Below are 15,823 nucleotides of genomic sequence, written 5' to 3' on the forward strand. Positions count from 1 at the left end.
GCGTGGCCCTGACTCTTCCGGACCTTCCACGTCCGGCCTTACGGCGGGCCCTGCCCGCGCTCGCGGACCGGCCGAGCCTGCTCGCCGCGGCCACCGTCCTGCTGGTCTGCGTGCCCACCGGGGAGAAGGACGTCACCGCGGCCGTCCACGTCACCGCCGCCGACGTCGCCTCGCTCGCCCTGGTCGCACTCACCGCGCTCAACCTGCTGCGCGGACGGCTGCCCGCGATCAGCCGCACCACCGGCGTGCTGTTCGGCGCCATCGTGGTCGCCGCCGCCGTCGCCACCGCCGGTTCGATCGACCCGGCCACCAGCCTCACCGGCTTCGTCCGGCTCACCCAGGTGTTCGTCCTGGTGCCCGTCGCCGTGCTCTGCTCGCTGCGCGACCGCACCGACCAGCGGCTCGTCCTCGGCTCCTTCGTGCTCGCCGCCCTGATCCAGGGCGTGGTCGGCGCGAACCAGTACCTCACCCGCACCGGCGCCTCCTACACCGGCCAGCCGATCCGGGCCGTCGGCACCTTCGGCGCGCTGGACATCATGGCGATGTCCACCGTGGTCAGCTACGGGCTGCTCGCCGCCCTCGCCCTCGCCCTCGGCGAACGCGGACCGGGCGGCAACGCCCGGCTGCGGCGCGCGATGTTCGCCGCCGCCGCCTTCCTCGCCTTCCCGCTCGCCGTCTCCTTCAGCCGCGGCAGCTGGATCGCCACCGGCGTCGCCGCCACCATGCTGTTGCTGCGCGCGGACGCCCGGCTGCTGGTCCGCAGCGCCGTGCTGGGCCTGGCCGCCGCCGTCGTCCTGATCGGCGGCCTCGGCCTCGGCGCCTCCGGCGTCACCGAGCGGCTCAGCTCGATCGGCTCCGTCTCCGCCGCGCCCGACCAGTCCGTCTCCGACCGCTACGACCTGTGGGCCACCGCCGGGCGGATCTGGCAGGACCACCCCGTCCACGGCGCCGGACCGAAGGCCTTCCCCAGACTGCGCGACAGCCACGCCCCGCTGCGGCTGTCCTCCGGCAGCGACGCCGCCGACTCCACCATCGGCTTCGAACGCGAGCCGCTGCTCTCCCCGCACAACATGTACTTCCTGGTGCTCAGCGAGCAGGGCCTGATCGGCATCACCGCCTACGCCGCGCTCTTCCTCAGCCTGCTGCTCGGCTGCCTCCGCCACCGCCGCGGCACGGTGCTCGCCGCCCTCGCCCTGCTCACCTGGGTGCTGGTCGACTTCCTCTACGCCGACATCGGCGGCACCACCACCGTGCTGACCTCCGTCGTCCTCGGCCTCGCCGCCCGCGCGGCCTTCCCGGAGGCGGCCCGCCCCGAGCCGAAGGGGCACTCCGGTGCCGACTGCGACGAGCGGGCGATGACACTGTGACCACGGATCAGCCTGCCGCGCTCGCCTCCCTTCCGGCCCCCCGCAGCGCCCCGGCCGAAGCCCCCGCCCCCGGGCCCGACCCGGTGCCCCGCGGCGGGTTCCTCGTCAAGGCCTTCGGCATCACCGCCGTGCTCAGCGCGGCCGGGTCCGGCCTCGGGCTGCTGCGCGACCTCCTGCTGGCCCGCTACTTCGGCGCCAGCCAGGGCACCGACGCCTTTCTGGTCGCCTGGACCGTCCCCGAGACGGCCGCCCCGCTGCTGATCGAGGACGCCATGTCCTTCCTCATGGTGCCCGCCTTCGCCCTCGCCCTGGTGCTGCGCGACGAGGACCCGGACGCCCCCGACCCGGTCCGCCACCTGGTCCGCGCCACCCTGCCCTGGCTGCTGCTGGCGCTCAGCGGGTTGGCCCTGGCCGCCGCCCTGGGCGCCCCCCAGCTGGTCGAGCTGCTCGCCCCCGGCCTGCCCGATCCGAGCCTGGCCGTCGTCTGCACCCGGATCACCGCGATCACCGTGCTGCCCTTCGGAGTGGCCGGCTACCTGGCCGCCGCGCTGCGCGCCCACCACAGCTTCACCGCCCCGGCCGGCATCTACGTCGCCTACAACCTCGGCATCCTGGCCCTGCTGTTCGGCTTCCACGGCCTGCTCGGCGTGCGTTCCGCCGCCCTCGGCGTGGGGCTCGGCAGCCTGCTGATGGCCGGTCTGCTGGTCGGCCCGTTCCTGCGCCGGCTGCGGACCGGTCAGGCCGGTCAGGCAGGCGCCGGCCGCAGCCGGCGCAGCCGCAACACCCTGGTGCTGATGCCGCTGGCCCTGCTGCCGGTGGCGGCCTTCACGCTGACCCGCCAGTCCCAGGTATTCGTCGAGCGCTACCTCGGCTCGGCGCTGCCGCCCGGCACCATCTCGCACCTCAACTACGCCGCCAAGGTCTCCCAACTCGCCATGACGGCGGGCATCCTGATCTGCACCGTCACCTTCCCGCTGGTCGCCCGGGCGCTCGCGGCGGGGGACCTCACGGCCGCCCGCGACCGGGTCGAGAAGGACCTCGGCCAGGCCGCCGCGGTCGTCCTGCTCGGCACCGCCTTCCTGATGGCCTGCGCCCCCTCGGTGGTCTCGCTGCTGTTCCAGCGCGGCGCCTTCGGCCCCCACGACACCGCCGCCACCGCCGACGTCATCCGGGTGTACAGCTTCGGCCTGCCCGCCCAGGCGCTGACCGGCGTGATGATCCGACCGTACTTCTCGCTGCGCCCGGTGGTCCGCCGGGCCGGCGATCCGCGGGCCGAGGACGGCGGCCGCCGGCTGCTGGACTGGTACCCGCTCGCCGCGATGCTGCTCGGGCTCGGCGTGACCGTCACCGTCGGCCTGCTCGCCACGCCCCGCTTCGGCGCCCTCGGCCTGGCCGCCGGCAACGCGGCCGGGATCACCGCGACCGCCGTGCTGCTGCTGCGCGGCCTGGTGTTGCGCGGCATCCCGCTGAGGCTGCGCCGGGTGCTCGGCGGCCACGCTCGGCTGGTCGGCACCGCCGCCGGCGCCACCGCGCTGGGCGCCGCCGCCGCCGGCCTGGCCGCCGACCCGCTGTTCTCGACCCTCGCCGGGGGCCTCACCGTGGCGCTGGCCTTCGCCGCCCTCGGCACCGGACTCGGTGCGCGGGAGGTGCGGGGCCCGGTCCTCGCCGCCGCCCGGGTCATGGGTCGGGCGCCTCTCCGGCGGATCCCGCCGGGCCCGCGGCGTCCGGGCACGCGCCTCGCCGCACTGTCGTCAGCCGCCGATCCGACGAGGTCCGCCGGAGAGGCCCTGGACCCGCCAATCGTCGCCGATGAAGGGAAGTTTCCCCATGGACAATGAACGGGGAACCGTCCGTTCGGCCCAGGCGGGCGTCACAAACGCCCCGCCCGACCGGGCGCGACTGCCCAGGAGCCGCCGTCCGGTCGGTGAACCCGCCGACCCAGGCTCCTCCTCGCCGTGGATCCTGATGTACCACTCGGTGGCGGTCGAGGAGGAGGATCCATACCAACTCACCGTCAGCCCCGAGCGGTTCGCCGAGCAGATCGCCTGGCTGCACAGGCGCGGGCGGCGCGGGGTCTCGATCCGCGAGCTGATGCGGGCCCGGGCCAACGGGCACGGGCGGGACGACAAGCTGGTCGGCCTCACCTTCGACGACGGCTACGCGGACTTCGCCCGCTACGCGGTACCGATTCTGCAGGCGTACGGCTTCACCGCCACCGCGTACGTGGTCGCCGACCTCCTCGGCCAGGACAACGGCTGGGACACCGAGGGTCCGCGCAAGAAGCTGCTCACCGTCGAGGAGGTCACCGAACTCGCCGCCGCGGGCTGGGAGATCGGCTCGCACGGCCTCGGCCACCAGGCGCTGCCCGGCCTGCCCGCCGACGTCCTCGCGGCGCAGACCCGGGAGAGCCGGCGGCTGCTGGAGGAGGTGGTCGGCGGCCCGGTCACCGGCTTCTGCTACCCGTACGGCGCCGTCGACTCGCCCGCCACCCTGGCCGTGCGCGACGCCGGGTACGACTACGCCTGCGCCATCGCCCACTCCCCGCTCACCGGCCGTTTCGCCCTGCCCCGCTGCTACGTCGGCGACCGCGACGGCGCCTGGCGGCTGCGCGCCAAGAAGGGCCGGCACCAGCTGCGGGACGCCGTCGCCGAGCTGAAGCGCGGCCGCCAGGAGCGCCGGCCGTGAGGGTGCTGCACATCGTCACCGGGCTCGCCTCGGGCGGCGCGGAGCGTCAACTCCACCTGTTGCTGCGCCACTTGCCGCCGCACCAGCGCTGCGAGGTGCTCGCCCTGACCAACCCCGGCACGGTCGCCGACGCGCTGCGCGCGGACGGGGTGACCGTCCACCACCTCGGCATGCGCGGCAACCGGGACCTCGGCGCGCTGCCCCGGCTGGTCCGGCTGGTCCGGGCCGGCCGCTACGACCTGGTGCACACCCACCTCTACCGCGCCCAGCTGTACGGCCGGCTGGCCGCGCGGCTGGCCGGGGTGCGGGCGGTGGTCTCCACCGAGCACTCGCTGCACGCCGGGGTGATCGAGGGCCGGCCGGTCACCCGGGGCGTCAAGGGCCTCTACCTGGCTGCCGAGCGCCTCGGCAGCACCACCGTCGCGGTCTCCCGGCAGGTCGCCCAGACGCTGCGCTCCTGGGGCGTCCCGCCGACCCGGATCGAGCTGATCCCCAACGGCATCGACACCGCCGGCTACCGCCGCCCGCCCGCCGAGCGGTCCGCCGCCCGCGGCCGGGTCCGGGCCGAACTGGGTCTGCCGGAGGGCAGTTGGGTGGTCGGCGGGGTCGGCCGACTGGTCCCCGGCAAGCGTTTCGAGGTGCTGGTGGCGGCGCTCGTGGACCTCGACCCGGCGACCAGGCTGATGCTGGTCGGGGAGGGCCCCGAGCGCGCCGAACTGGAGCGCCGGGCCACCGAACTCGGCGTCCGGGAGCGGCTGGTGCTCACCGGCGAGCGCGACGACGTGCCCGATCTGTTGGCCGCCATGGACGTGCTGGCGGCCCCCTCCACCGCGGAGACCTTCGGCCTCGGCGTGCTGGAGGGCCTCGCGGCCGGGCTGCCGGTGCGGCACAGCGCCTGCCCGGCGCTCGACGAACTCCCGCCCAGCGCCGCCCCGCAGGCCCGCCGCATCCCCTCCGAGCCCGCCGCGTACGCCGCCGCGCTGCGCGACCTGCGGCAGCTGAGCGGCCACATCGCCGACCCGCTGCCGCACCCCCCGGCCGTCGGCCACTACGACATCGCCCGGGTCGCCGCCGACCTGGGCGCCCTCTACGACCGGCTGGCCCGCGTCTGACCGCCCGCCGCCGGTACCGCCGTTCCAGACCCAAGGAGTCACACCCATGACCACACCGCGCCGAAGCGCCCGCCACCTGGTCCGCCGCTGGTGGCCGGTGGCGCTCGCGGTGCCGCTGGGCGCCGTGGCCGGCGCCGGGTACGCCGTCGTCTCGCCCCCCTCGTACTCCGCCAGCGCCTACGTCCTCGTGGTGCCCCAGAACCCGGGGGAGTCGGCGACCGCGACCAATTTCGCCCAGGCCTACGGGCGGCTCGCGGGCCAGCCCCAGGTGCTCGCGGTCGCGGCCGCCGAGACCGGCCACACCCGGTCCGGGCTGGAGTCCCTGGTGTCCGGGACGACCTCCCCGGACGCCCCGATGATCGAGATCACCGGCACCGGGACCCGCGCCCAGGAGGCCTCCCGGACCGCCGACGCGGTGGCCCGCTCGCTGGTCGCCTTCGCCAACACCAGCAGTAAGGACACCAACGTCCGGCTGGTGACGCTGGCCCCGGCCGCCGAGCCGGACAAGCCGACCACGCCGTCCGCCAAACTGGACGTCGCGGTCGGCGCCGCGGCCGGGCTGTTGCTCGGGTCGCTGGTGCTGATGACCCGTCGGCGCGGCGGCACGGCCGACGTCGAGGCGGAGGCCCCCGGGGCCGCTGGGGCTCCGGCGGCGACCGCGGCACCGGAGGCTCCCGAGCCGGCCGAGGCCGCCCCGGCCGCGCCCCGCCAGCGCAGCGCGGCGCAGAGCGGCAGGGCCCGGTCGAAAGCAGAGTCCAAGACCGAGCCCAAGACCGAGCCCAAGACCGAGCCCAAGACCGAGCCCAAGACCGAGGCGAAGGCCGAGCCCAAGGCCGAGTCCAAGACCGCCGCGAAGGCCGAGGCCGCAGCCACCCAGGGCGGCAAGCCCGATGCGGGGTCCAAGCCCCCGGCCGAGGAGAAGGCCGCCGCCGGGAGCGGGCGATGAGCACCGAGGCCCGCGCCGCCGGTCTGCCGGCCCAGTCGGCCACGCCCGTCTGGACCACCGAGCTGCGCCGCGAGGACGACGCACTGGACACCGTCGCCGAGGAGTGGGACGACCTGGCGGTCCGCTGCCGCACCGCCACCTTCTTCCAGGCCGCCGCCTGGCAGCGCTCCTGGTGGCGTCACTACGGCCGCCCCGGCGCGCTGCTGGTGGTGCTGGTCCGCCGGGACGGCCGGCTGGTCGGCGCCGGCGCCTTCATGCGGCGCGGCGGCCCGTTCGGCGGTCTCACCGGTCTCGGCGCCGGGCTGGTCGACTACTGCGACGTCCTGCTCGACGACGACTGCGCCGACCGGGCCGCCGCCGAGTTCGCCGCCGCCCTGCCGCTCACCCGCCCCTGGCACTGGCTGGAGCTGCGCGAGGTGCACCCCGAGGCGGCGGTGCAGCGGGTGTACGAACACTGGCTCGGCTTCCGCCGCCGCCACCAGGACTCACTGTGCCAGTACCTCCCGGCCGTCCCGATGGAGCGGCTGCTCAAGCGGGTGCCCGGCAAGACCGCCCAGCGCAGCCGGGTGAAGCTGCGCAAGATCGCCGAGGCCGGGGTGCGGGTCCGCTCCACGCCGGTGGACGAGGTGCCGGCCGCCCTGGAGGGGCTGCTGCGGCTGCACTTCCTGCAGTGGCAGGAGCGCGGCGTCACCGCCGAGCACCGCACCGAGCGCTTCGCCCGGCACCTGACCGAGTCCACCGTCGGCCTGGTGGCCACCGGCCGGGCGGCCGTCCACCAGTTCCACCTGGACGGCGAGCTGGTCGCGGTCAACCTGCTGCTGCTCTGCCCCTCCTTCGGCGGGCTGTACATGTACGGCGCCCATCCGCGGCTGCGCGAGCGGCTGGACATCGCCGGGCTGTTGTTCAGCGCGGCCCTGGACGAGACGGTCGGCACGGGCATCCCGGTGCTCGGCCTGCTGCGCGGCCAGGAACCGTACAAGCAGCGCTGGCGGCCGGACCAGTTGCCCAACCAGCGTCTGCTGCTGGGCCCGGCCGGGGTGGCCCCGGCGGCCGCCGCCCGGGCCGGCGCGGTGCGCGCCCGGCAGGCCGCGGTGCACCGGCTGCGCACCCGCTTCCCCCGGCTCAAGGAGGCGCTGCTGGCCCGCCGCCGGGCCTGACCGCCGTTCAGCGCCGCGACGGCGTCCCGGCCGCGGACGGGCTCGGCGACGCAGCGGCGGAGGGGCTCGCGGTCGCGCCCGGCAGGGCGGGCAGGCCCGGCACGGTCGGCGGGGTGGGCACGGTCGGTGTCGCCGGTGCGGTGGGGGCGCTCGGCGCCACCGGCACGATCGGGGCCGGGGGCGCCGTCGGCAGCACGAGCGGCGCCCCCGGCGAACCGGACATCAGCTGCTTGAACACCGCGGTCGAGCGCGGATTGCTCCGGCACTGGAAGAAGCCGTGCGGGCAGTAGTCGGTGACGGTCTGGTAGGCGGTGTCGTGGGTGCGCATCCAGTCGACCATCCGCCGGACGTACTCGGGGTTGTCGCCGTTGCGGAACAGCCCCCACTCCGGGTACGAGACCGGCTTGCCGTGCTTGACCGCGAACTCCACCTGGTCCTGCAGGCCGTACGGCTCGCGCACGAAGTCGTCGAAGGTGCTGCCGGCGGGCTGGTCGTAGCTGTCCATGCCGATGATGTCGACCACGTCGTCGCCGGGGTAGCACTTGGTCCACGGGATGGCGTCCAGGCCCCGGGTGGGGGCGAAGTCGAAGCGGAACCGCTGCCCGGGCACCGAGCGCATCACCCCGACGATCCGCCGCCAGTACGCCTTCCAGGCGGAGGGGTCGGGCTTGCAGCGGTGGGTGTAGGTGACACCGTTCATCTCCCAACCGAGGGTGATCACGGTGTTCGCGCCGCCGAGCGCCACCAGCCGGCGGGCGAGCCGCAGGAAGTGGCTGTCGAAATCCCCGCGCGCGCCCTGGCCGAGCAGCCGGGCGACCTCGCCGTCCGGCACGTCCGCCTCGTTGGGCACCAGCATCGGCACGCCGAGCACAAGCAGCCGGGACGGGTCGGCCAGCCGCCACTGCGACCACATGCCGAGCACCACGGGCTCGCCCTCGACGTCCGCCCAGCCGTTGCCTGCCAGATAGGTGTGGCCGACCTGCATGTTCGCGTTGCCGAGCCACTGGGAGTACTTGCCGATCTGCGGGATGTACTTGTCCCAGGAGCCGACGAAGGCGCCGAACGGCGGCTCGTGCTTGGGCCGCTGGACCGGCGGGCGGGGGGCCGTGCCGCGCGGCTCGAAGGCGTCCGAGGAGAGGGTGTGCCGTTCGGTCTGGCTGAGCGGCGTCCCGGCCGGGACGCTGGCCGTGGCCATCAGCAGCAGAGTGGCGGCGGCCAGCGTCAGGCGGCCGATGCGCATGGTCTGTCCTCCGGACGTCGCGGGGGGCGGGGCGGGCGCTGACCACGTCGACGGACGGTGGCGCCACGCTCGCCGACAGTAGGCCCGGCGACGGACGGAAAAGCCGAATGTCACCCTAAAGTGGGCGATATTCGAACGCCGTCTGCCGCAACACCCCTCCGGCCCGGCCGCGTGTATCAGCTCTGTAACGGTCCGGCGGGGCCCTCCGGGCCCGCCGCGGCGGGCCCCGCCGACCGGCCGGGGGGCTGACGGCGCAGGTGGGCGGGCGGGCGTACGGGACGGGCGCGCACGATCGGGCGTGCGGTGGGTGGGACGGCCCGGGAGCGATTCCGGCTGACTCGCGCGCCCGGTGAAAGGTACGCTCCGGCCGTGTCCTGGAAGCCGCCGCGTGTCCTCACCCCCCGCTCGATCCTGCCTGCCCTGGCGGTGATGCTGGTCCTTGCGGCCGGTGCGGCGGCGCACGCGAACAAGCCGGTGCCGTTCGGCGACCGGGTGGCGGGGCCGGCCGACGCGGACGCGACCCCGGTGAACTCCCAGTCGCTCAGCTCGGCCGACCTGGACCTCAAGGTGGTCGGCCCCGGGCTGGAGGCGTACCACAAGCAGACCGGCGAGCGGGCCTGGACGTACCGCCGCGAGGGCGCCGAGGCGCTCTACCTGGCGATGGCCGGGGACAACGCGATCGTGGTCTGGGACGACGGCCTGGTCACCTCGGTGCGCCCGGGCGACCACGAGGTGCGCTGGCACCGCGCCGTGCCGGGCCTCGCGGACTACCTGCGCGCCGACGGCGAGCCGGGCGCGGACAAGCGGACCGACGCCCAGCGCAAGGACACCGCCAAGCAGCGGGCCGCGGCCGCGCTGCACACCGTCCAGCGGGCCGGCTCGCCCTGGCTGGCCGTGGTGACGCCGAACCTGACCATGGGCCTGCGCGACGCCGACGGCGACCTGCGGTACAACGACCGGCCGTCCAACGGCTGCCTCTACGACCCGCTGCGCACCGTCCACACCGACTACGCCGTGCTCATCCCGCGCACGTGCACCAACGGCAGCGGGGTGGCCGTCTCCGGCGGCATCACCGGCTACCGGCTGGACAGCAACGGGTGGTCGATGATCACCGGCCCGGCCGCGACAGTCAAGGTGCTGGACCTCAGCCGGGTGGAGATCACCGACGGCCCGATCGTGCCGCCCAAGGTCTTCGACACCAAGGCCGCGGCCCCCGAGACGGCCTGCTCCAGCGTGGACGCCCCGTTCGCCGCGGTCCGCCCGCAGAGCGGCTGCGCCGACCCGTCGGCGAGCCCGACGGCGGCCGTCCCCGCGGCCCCGGCGACCCCGGCCGCCCCGTCTGCCCCGGCGACCGACCAGGCGGCCCCGGGGACCGACCAGGCGGCCGCGCAGCAGTAGCCGAGCCCCTGCGGGTACCCCGGGGAGGTAGCGCCCCGGGGCGTTTCGCGCGGCCCGGTAGACTGGCCGTCATGGCTATCTTCTCCGGGCAATAGCGGGCGGCGGCGCCCAGTTCCACCGCGCCGACCGCCGATGAAGCCCCACTTCCCGCTGCCCGGGCCCGTACCCGGCCGCCCGCCCACGTCCCAGGAGTAGTCCCAGCCATGATTTCCGCCAACGCCCTCGAGCTGCGTGCCGGTGCCCGGATCCTGATCGAGTCCGCGAGCTTCAAGGTCGCCGCCGGCGACCGGATCGGCCTGGTCGGGCGCAACGGCGCCGGCAAGACCACGCTCACCAAGGTGCTGGCCGGCGAGGGTCTGCCCGCCGCCGGTACGGTCACCCGTTCGGGCGAGGTCGGCTACCTCCCGCAGGACCCGCGCACCGGTGACCTGGACGTCCTCGCCAAGGACCGCATCCTCTCCGCCCGCGGCCTCGACACCGTGCTGAAGAAGATGCGCGAGAACGAGGAGCGGATGGCCAACGGCAAGGGCGCCACCCGGGACAACGCGATGAAGAAGTACGCGCGCCTGGAGACCGAGTTCCTCACCAAGGGCGGGTACGCCGCCGAGGCCGAGGCCGCCACCATCGCCGCCGCGCTGGGCCTGCCGGACCGCATCCTCGCCCAGCCGCTGCACACCCTCTCCGGTGGTCAGCGCCGCCGCGTCGAGCTCGCCCGGATCCTCTTCTCGGACTCCGACGTGCTGCTGCTCGACGAGCCCACCAACCACCTGGACGCGGACTCGATCGTCTGGCTGCGGGACTTCCTGAAGACCTACAAGGGCGGCTTCATCGTCATCTCGCACGACGTCGACCTGGTCGAGACGGTCGTCAACAAGGTCTTCTACCTGGACGCCAACCGCTCCGCCATCGACGTCTACAACATGGGCTGGAAGCAGTACCAGCAGCAGCGCGAGGACGACGAGAAGCGCCGCAAGCGCGAGCGGGCCAACGCCGAGAAGAAGGCCGCGACCCTGAACGCGCAGGCCGACAAGATGCGCGCCAAGGCCACCAAGACGGTGGCCGCGCAGAACATGGCCCGCCGCGCCGACAAGCTGCTCTCCGGCCTGGAGCAGGTCCGGGCGAACGACAAGGTCGCCAAGCTGCGCTTCCCGGACCCGGCCCCCTGCGGCAAGACCCCGCTGACCGCCAGCGGGCTGTCCAAGTCCTACGGCTCGCTGGAGATCTTCACCGACGTGGACCTGGCGATCGACCGCGGCTCCCGGGTCGTCGTGCTGGGCTTCAACGGCGCCGGCAAGACCACCCTGCTGCGGATGCTGGCCGGGGTGGAGGCGCCGGACACCGGCGAGGTGATCCCCGGCCACGGCCTGAAGATCGGCTACTACGCCCAGGAGCACGAGACGCTCGACGCGGAGCGCAGCGTCCTGGAGAACATGCGCTCGGCCGCGCCGGACACCGACCTGGTGCAGATCCGCAAGATCCTCGGGTCGTTCCTGTTCTCGGGCGACGACGTGGACAAGCCGGCCGGGGTGCTCTCCGGTGGTGAGAAGACCCGTCTGGCCCTGGCGACCCTGGTGGTCTCCTCCGCCAACGTGCTGCTGCTGGACGAGCCCACCAACAACCTCGACCCGGCCAGCCGCGAGGAGATCCTGGGCGCGCTGCGCGAGTTCTCCGGTGCGGTCGTGCTGGTCACCCACGACGAGGGCGCGGTCGAGGCGCTCGACCCGGAGCGGATCATCCTGCTGCCGGACGGGGTCGAGGACCTGTGGAACCCGTCGTACGCCGATCTGGTCTCGCTGGCCTGACCGGAAGTAGACGCCCCATCCGCTTTTCGGACCAGAAAATCTAGTCCTTTCGGCGTGTCCGGGAATGAAGAAGACCCGGATTCCGTTTAAGCACTTCCCGTCGGCCCGCCACTCGATCGTGGTCGGGCCGACGCTGCTGATCAGCTCTTTCTCGGCAGACGGCGGCACCCGCCCGGGGGCGTGCACTCTGCGTGAGCGCCCTGATGCACTCGGATCACCACCGCAGGACCACGCATTTGCGACATCGACCTTGTCGAATGGGTGGCCAGGACGCGGTCGATGGGTGATCATGGGAATCTGACCGAGCAACGCTACGAGGAGGCACGGGTGGCCGAGACTCTGAAAAAGGGCAGCCGGGTGACCGGTGCCGCGCGTGAGAAGCTCGCGGCCGATCTCAAGAAGAAGTACGACTCCGGGGCGAGCATTCGCGCTCTCGCGGAGGAGACCGGTCGTTCGTACGGCTTCGTGCACCGGATGCTGAGCGAGTCCGGAGTGATCCTCCGGGGCCGCGGTGGTGCCACGCGGGGCAAGAACAAGGCGACCGCCGCGGCCGGTTCCTGACGGTCCGTCGGCTCCAAGCTGGATGACGCGGCGGCAGGGCGCCGACCGAGGAGACGGCAGCTGGCCACAGCTGGGCGTCCGCCCTCGGGTCGAGCGGACCGGCCGCCGATCGTCATGTCCGGAACCCGGGCCCCCTGCCCGTTCCGATCTTTCCGGGCCGGGGCCCTGCCCGTCCGCGTCCAGGTTTGTTACTCTCCGGTAGCCACGTCCCCCGCCACCGGAGGTTCCCGCATGACCGCCCCCGCCACCGACCCGCAGGCCCCGAGCTGGGAGCGGGAGGGCGTCCGCCTGGAGATCGACGGCGAGCTCGCCGTCGTCACCCTCTGTCAGCCCAAGCGGCGCAACGCCCAGTCGCCCGCGCTCTGGCGCGCCCTCGCCCAGGCCGGGCGCGAACTGCCCGGCAGCGTCCGGGTGGTGCTGCTGCGCGCCGAGGGCGTCTCCTTCTCGGCCGGGCTGGACCGCGCCATGTTCACCCCCGAGGGCATCCCGGGCGAGCCCACCTTCCTGCAGCTGGCCGGCTCCGCGGACCAGGAGCTGGACGACGCCATCGCCGCGTACCAGGAGGCCTTCACCTGGTGGCGCCGCGCCGACCTGGTCTCCATCGCCGTCGTCCAGGGCCACGCCGTGGGGGCGGGCTTCCAGCTCGCGCTCGGCTGTGACCTGCGGGTGGTCGCCGACGACGTCCAGTTCGCGATGAAGGAGACCTCGCTCGGGCTCGTCCCCGACCTGGCCGGCACCAAGCCGCTGGTCGAACTCGTCGGCTACGCCCGGGCGCTGGAGATCTGTGCGACCGGCCGCTGGGTCGGCGCGGAGGAGGCCGCCGCGATCGGGCTGGCCAACCTGGCCGTCCCCGGCGCGGAGCTGGACTCCGCCGCCCGGGACCTCGCCGCCGCCCTGCTGGCCGCCCCGCGCGGGGCCGTGATCGAGACCAAGGCGCTGCTGCAGGGTGCCTCCGGACGGTCGTACGGGGAGCAGCGTTCGGCCGAACGGGTGGCACAGGCGCGGCGACTGCGGGAGCTCGCCGGCATCGGCGACTGACCGCCGCGTTCCGCCGGGAGGCCCGGTCCTGGGGAAAGCCCCGGGGCCGGGCCTCCGGCGTTTCCGGGGACGCGCTCGGCGGGCGGGGGTCGTGGCGAAATGCCAGAGTTGGGGAGGTTTGCGATATAGCTGGAGCCGCTACGAGGGAGATGCGCCCCATGCCTGACACTCCGACGCCCGCGACCATGCACAAGAACCCCGGCGGTGCGCCGCCGCCCGGACCGCCCGCCAGTGCCAGGCACGCGCCCGGCGCGGGCGGGGACGGTGGAAGGGCTGCCGGTGAGCGCGGCCGGACGGCCCTGGCCGTCGGCGTGGTGGAGAAGATCGCCGGGATGGCCGCCCGGGAGGTCTCCGGCATCCACGCGCTGGGCTCCGGGCTGGCCCGGACCTTCGGCGCGATGCGGGACAAGGTGCCCGGCGGCAGGTCCAGCATCGGGCGCGGGATCAAGGCCGAGGTCGGCGAGAAGCAGACCGCGATCGACATCGCCCTGGTGGTGGAGTACGGCGTGGTGATCCCCGAACTCGCCCGCCAGGTGCGGGAGAACATCATCGACGCGGTCGAGCGAATGACCGGCCTGGAGGTCGTCGAGGTCAACATCGCGGTCAACGACGTCCACCTCCCGGACGAACCCGAGTTCGAGGAGGAAGAGGAGTCGGTGACGACATCCGGGCAGCGGCCCAAGCTCAAGTAGCGACCGGCGGAGGACGAGGGAGTAGCGGATGAACCTGGCCATCGTCGGCCTGGTGGTGGGCATGGCCCTCGGCTTCGCCGGGTACTTCGGCGGGTTCGCGGCGTTCCTGCTGGTGGCGGCGCTCGGGCTGGTCGGCTTCGTGGCCGGGCGGCTGCTGGAGGGCGACATCGACCTGGGCGACCTCGGGGACCTGTTCCGCGGCCGCGACCGGCGGCGCTGATGGGGGCCTCGGTTCCCGCTCCCGCCCCCGGTGCGGCGCGCCGGGGGCGGCTCCGGATCGCCGACCGGGTGTACGCGCGGATCGCGGGGAAGGCGGCCCGGGAGGTGCTCTCCGAGGCGTGGGCCGGGCGGTCGGTGAAGGGGGCGCCGCCCCGGGTGTCGGTGGCCCGGCCGGGCAGCACGGTGACCGTGCGGGTGGCCGTCGACGCGCCGTTCCCCGCCGATCTCGCGGGCCTCGCCCGGGGCGTACGGGAACGGGTCGCGGGGCGGGTGGTGGGGCTGACCGGGACCAGGGTGTCCGAAGTGGTCGTGGTGGTCGAGAAGTTGGTCGCCGGGGGAGCGTGGTGAGCCGGGACCCGGAGGCCGGCTCGGCGCGGAGGGTGCCCCGGCTGCGGGCGGGGCGGGCGGCAGCGGCGGCGCTGGTCGCCACGGTGGTGCTGGTGGTGGCGGGGGCGCTGTTGTACGACGTGGTCGCGGTGCGGGTCGGGCAGCCGGCCCGGCGGTGGCGGGCGCAGATCGCGGACGAGCTGGCCACACGTCATCTGGACGACCTGTGGGTGCTGGTGGGGGCCGGGGTCTCGACCCTGCTGGGCGGGTGGCTGCTGTGGCTGGCGATCGCGCCCGGGCTGCGGCGGTGGCTGGTGCTGAGGCCGTACGGGGGGACGGACGCGGCGATCGAGCGGGCCGGGATCGGGCACCTGCTGACGGACCGGGCCGCCGGGCTGACGGGCATCGACCACCTGCGGATCAGGGTCGGTCGGCGGCGGGTGCGGGTGTCGGTGAGCGGGCCGGTGGATCCGGCGCTGGTGCAGCGGCAGCTGCGGGAGGAGTTGGGGCGGGTGGGCTTGGCGCGGCCGCTGCGGCTGGACGTGCGGTCCTGGCGCGGGTCGGCGGGTGTGGTGGCCGACGGGACGCCGGACCAGCCGGCCGACCGGGCGGGGGAGGCGTCGGGGTGAGCCGGACGGTCGTCAACCGGATACTGCTGGGGCTGGTGGGGGTGGTGCTGCTGGGGGTCGGGGTGCTGGTGCTGGCGGGCGGGCTGGACCTGTACCGGCGGCTGGGCGTCGACCCGCCGGGCTGGTGGCCGCTGACCTCGCCGCATCAGCCGGTGGTCAGCGCGCGCTCCCGGGGGCGGTGGGTGGGGTCCTCCTGGTGGTGGCCGACGGTGATCGGCGGGCTGTCGGTGCTGGTGGTGGGGATGGCGTGGTGGCTGGTCGCGCAGCTGCGGCGGACCGGACTGGCCGCGATCGACGTGCCGACCCCGGGGACGGGCGGGCTGCGGCTGAAGGTGAGCGCCCGGGCGCTGGAGGAGGCGCTGGAGCACGGCACGACGGTGCTGCCGGAGGTCGAGCGGGCCGCAGTGCGGCTGGTGCGGGCGCCCGGGCACCCCCGGTTGCGCGGGGCCGTACGGCTGACGCCGGGTGGGGATCCGGTGGGGCTGGTGGAGCACTTCGAGGACGGGCCGCGGGCGGACGCCGTCCGGAGCCTGAGGCTGGCGGAGCTGCCGGCCGATCTGCGGATCCGGGTGCTGCAGGAGGCCCCCGCCGGGAAGCGGCCCCGGTCCGCTCGGCGGCGGGGCCGGCGGGGGCACCGGGAGTTGGAGTAG

The 15,823-nt window shown here is 74.7% G+C and carries 16 protein-coding genes; 15 read left to right on the forward strand and 1 reads right to left on the reverse strand.

The window, feature by feature from the left end; all coding sequences use genetic code 11:
* Positions 1–2: 2 nt before the first annotated feature.
* Genes ACIG5E_RS32300 through ACIG5E_RS32325 form a run of 6 tightly spaced genes read left to right on the forward strand, consistent with a single transcriptional unit; the run spans position 3 to position 7,267 of the window.
* The gene (locus ACIG5E_RS32300) at positions 3–1,367 is read left to right on the forward strand and encodes an O-antigen ligase family protein (RefSeq protein ID WP_396539509.1); all 1,365 of its coding nucleotides are present in this window, start codon (positions 3–5) and stop codon (positions 1,365–1,367) included.
* The gene (locus ACIG5E_RS32305; RefSeq protein ID WP_396539511.1) at positions 1,364–3,205 is read left to right on the forward strand and encodes a lipid II flippase MurJ; all 1,842 of its coding nucleotides are present in this window, start codon (positions 1,364–1,366) and stop codon (positions 3,203–3,205) included. The genes ACIG5E_RS32300 and ACIG5E_RS32305 overlap by 4 nt, the downstream gene beginning before the upstream one ends.
* Entirely contained in the window at positions 3,195–4,052 is an 858-nt protein-coding gene (locus ACIG5E_RS32310) for a polysaccharide deacetylase family protein (protein WP_396539513.1), read from the forward strand. Before ACIG5E_RS32305 ends, ACIG5E_RS32310 begins: the two co-directional genes overlap by 11 nt.
* A complete protein-coding gene (locus tag ACIG5E_RS32315; RefSeq protein ID WP_396539515.1) occupies positions 4,049–5,164 on the forward strand; it encodes a glycosyltransferase in 1,116 nt (371 codons plus the stop codon). The genes ACIG5E_RS32310 and ACIG5E_RS32315 overlap by 4 nt, the downstream gene beginning before the upstream one ends.
* Before the next feature lie 46 nt (positions 5,165–5,210).
* Positions 5,211–6,110 carry a Wzz/FepE/Etk N-terminal domain-containing protein gene (locus tag ACIG5E_RS32320; RefSeq protein WP_396539517.1) on the forward strand — a complete coding sequence of 300 codons (900 nt, stop codon included), beginning with the start codon at positions 5,211–5,213 and terminating at the stop codon, positions 6,108–6,110.
* Positions 6,107–7,267 carry a GNAT family N-acetyltransferase gene (locus tag ACIG5E_RS32325; protein WP_396539519.1) on the forward strand — a complete coding sequence of 387 codons (1,161 nt, stop codon included), beginning with the start codon at positions 6,107–6,109 and terminating at the stop codon, positions 7,265–7,267. The genes ACIG5E_RS32320 and ACIG5E_RS32325 overlap by 4 nt, the downstream gene beginning before the upstream one ends.
* Before the next feature lie 7 nt (positions 7,268–7,274).
* Here the strand turns inward: ACIG5E_RS32325 and ACIG5E_RS32330 are convergent, their stop codons facing one another.
* Positions 7,275–8,507 carry a glycoside hydrolase family 26 protein gene (locus ACIG5E_RS32330; protein WP_396539521.1) on the reverse strand — a complete coding sequence of 411 codons (1,233 nt, stop codon included), beginning with the start codon at positions 8,505–8,507 and terminating at the stop codon, positions 7,275–7,277.
* A 369-nt stretch (positions 8,508–8,876) separates the two neighbouring features.
* Between ACIG5E_RS32330 and ACIG5E_RS32335 the strand changes: the two genes are divergently transcribed.
* The 9 genes from ACIG5E_RS32335 (at position 8,877) to ACIG5E_RS32375 (ending at position 15,823) form a co-directional block, all read left to right on the forward strand.
* Positions 8,877–9,905 (forward strand): hypothetical protein, encoded by a 1,029-nt coding sequence (locus ACIG5E_RS32335; protein ID WP_396539523.1) that lies wholly within the window; start codon positions 8,877–8,879, stop codon positions 9,903–9,905.
* A 203-nt stretch (positions 9,906–10,108) separates the two neighbouring features.
* A complete protein-coding gene (locus tag ACIG5E_RS32340) occupies positions 10,109–11,707 on the forward strand; it encodes an ABC-F family ATP-binding cassette domain-containing protein (protein ID WP_396539525.1) in 1,599 nt (532 codons plus the stop codon).
* Positions 11,708–12,034: 327 nt separating this feature from the next.
* A complete protein-coding gene (locus ACIG5E_RS32345) occupies positions 12,035–12,268 on the forward strand; it encodes a helix-turn-helix domain-containing protein (protein WP_030285640.1) in 234 nt (77 codons plus the stop codon).
* A gap of 231 nt (positions 12,269–12,499) precedes the next feature.
* Positions 12,500–13,306 (forward strand): enoyl-CoA hydratase/isomerase family protein, encoded by an 807-nt coding sequence (locus tag ACIG5E_RS32350; RefSeq protein WP_396539527.1) that lies wholly within the window; start codon positions 12,500–12,502, stop codon positions 13,304–13,306.
* A 185-nt stretch (positions 13,307–13,491) separates the two neighbouring features.
* Positions 13,492–13,998 (forward strand): Asp23/Gls24 family envelope stress response protein, encoded by a 507-nt coding sequence (locus ACIG5E_RS32355; RefSeq protein ID WP_396539605.1) that lies wholly within the window; start codon positions 13,492–13,494, stop codon positions 13,996–13,998.
* A gap of 28 nt (positions 13,999–14,026) precedes the next feature.
* Complete coding sequence (locus tag ACIG5E_RS32360; protein ID WP_188308459.1) at positions 14,027–14,218, forward strand: hypothetical protein; 192 nt, start codon at positions 14,027–14,029, stop codon at positions 14,216–14,218.
* The gene (locus ACIG5E_RS32365) at positions 14,218–14,565 is read left to right on the forward strand and encodes a hypothetical protein (protein WP_396539530.1); all 348 of its coding nucleotides are present in this window, start codon (positions 14,218–14,220) and stop codon (positions 14,563–14,565) included. Before ACIG5E_RS32360 ends, ACIG5E_RS32365 begins: the two co-directional genes overlap by 1 nt.
* On the forward strand, positions 14,562–15,173 hold the full coding sequence (locus ACIG5E_RS32370) for a DUF6286 domain-containing protein (protein WP_396539532.1): 612 nt from the start codon (positions 14,562–14,564) through the stop codon (positions 15,171–15,173). The genes ACIG5E_RS32365 and ACIG5E_RS32370 overlap by 4 nt, the downstream gene beginning before the upstream one ends.
* Entirely contained in the window at positions 15,170–15,823 is a 654-nt protein-coding gene (locus ACIG5E_RS32375; RefSeq protein WP_396539534.1) for an alkaline shock response membrane anchor protein AmaP, read from the forward strand. The genes ACIG5E_RS32370 and ACIG5E_RS32375 overlap by 4 nt, the downstream gene beginning before the upstream one ends.

This window comes from Kitasatospora sp. NPDC053057, from assembly GCF_044546945.1.
In the GTDB taxonomy this organism is placed as follows: domain Bacteria; phylum Actinomycetota; class Actinomycetes; order Streptomycetales; family Streptomycetaceae; genus Kitasatospora.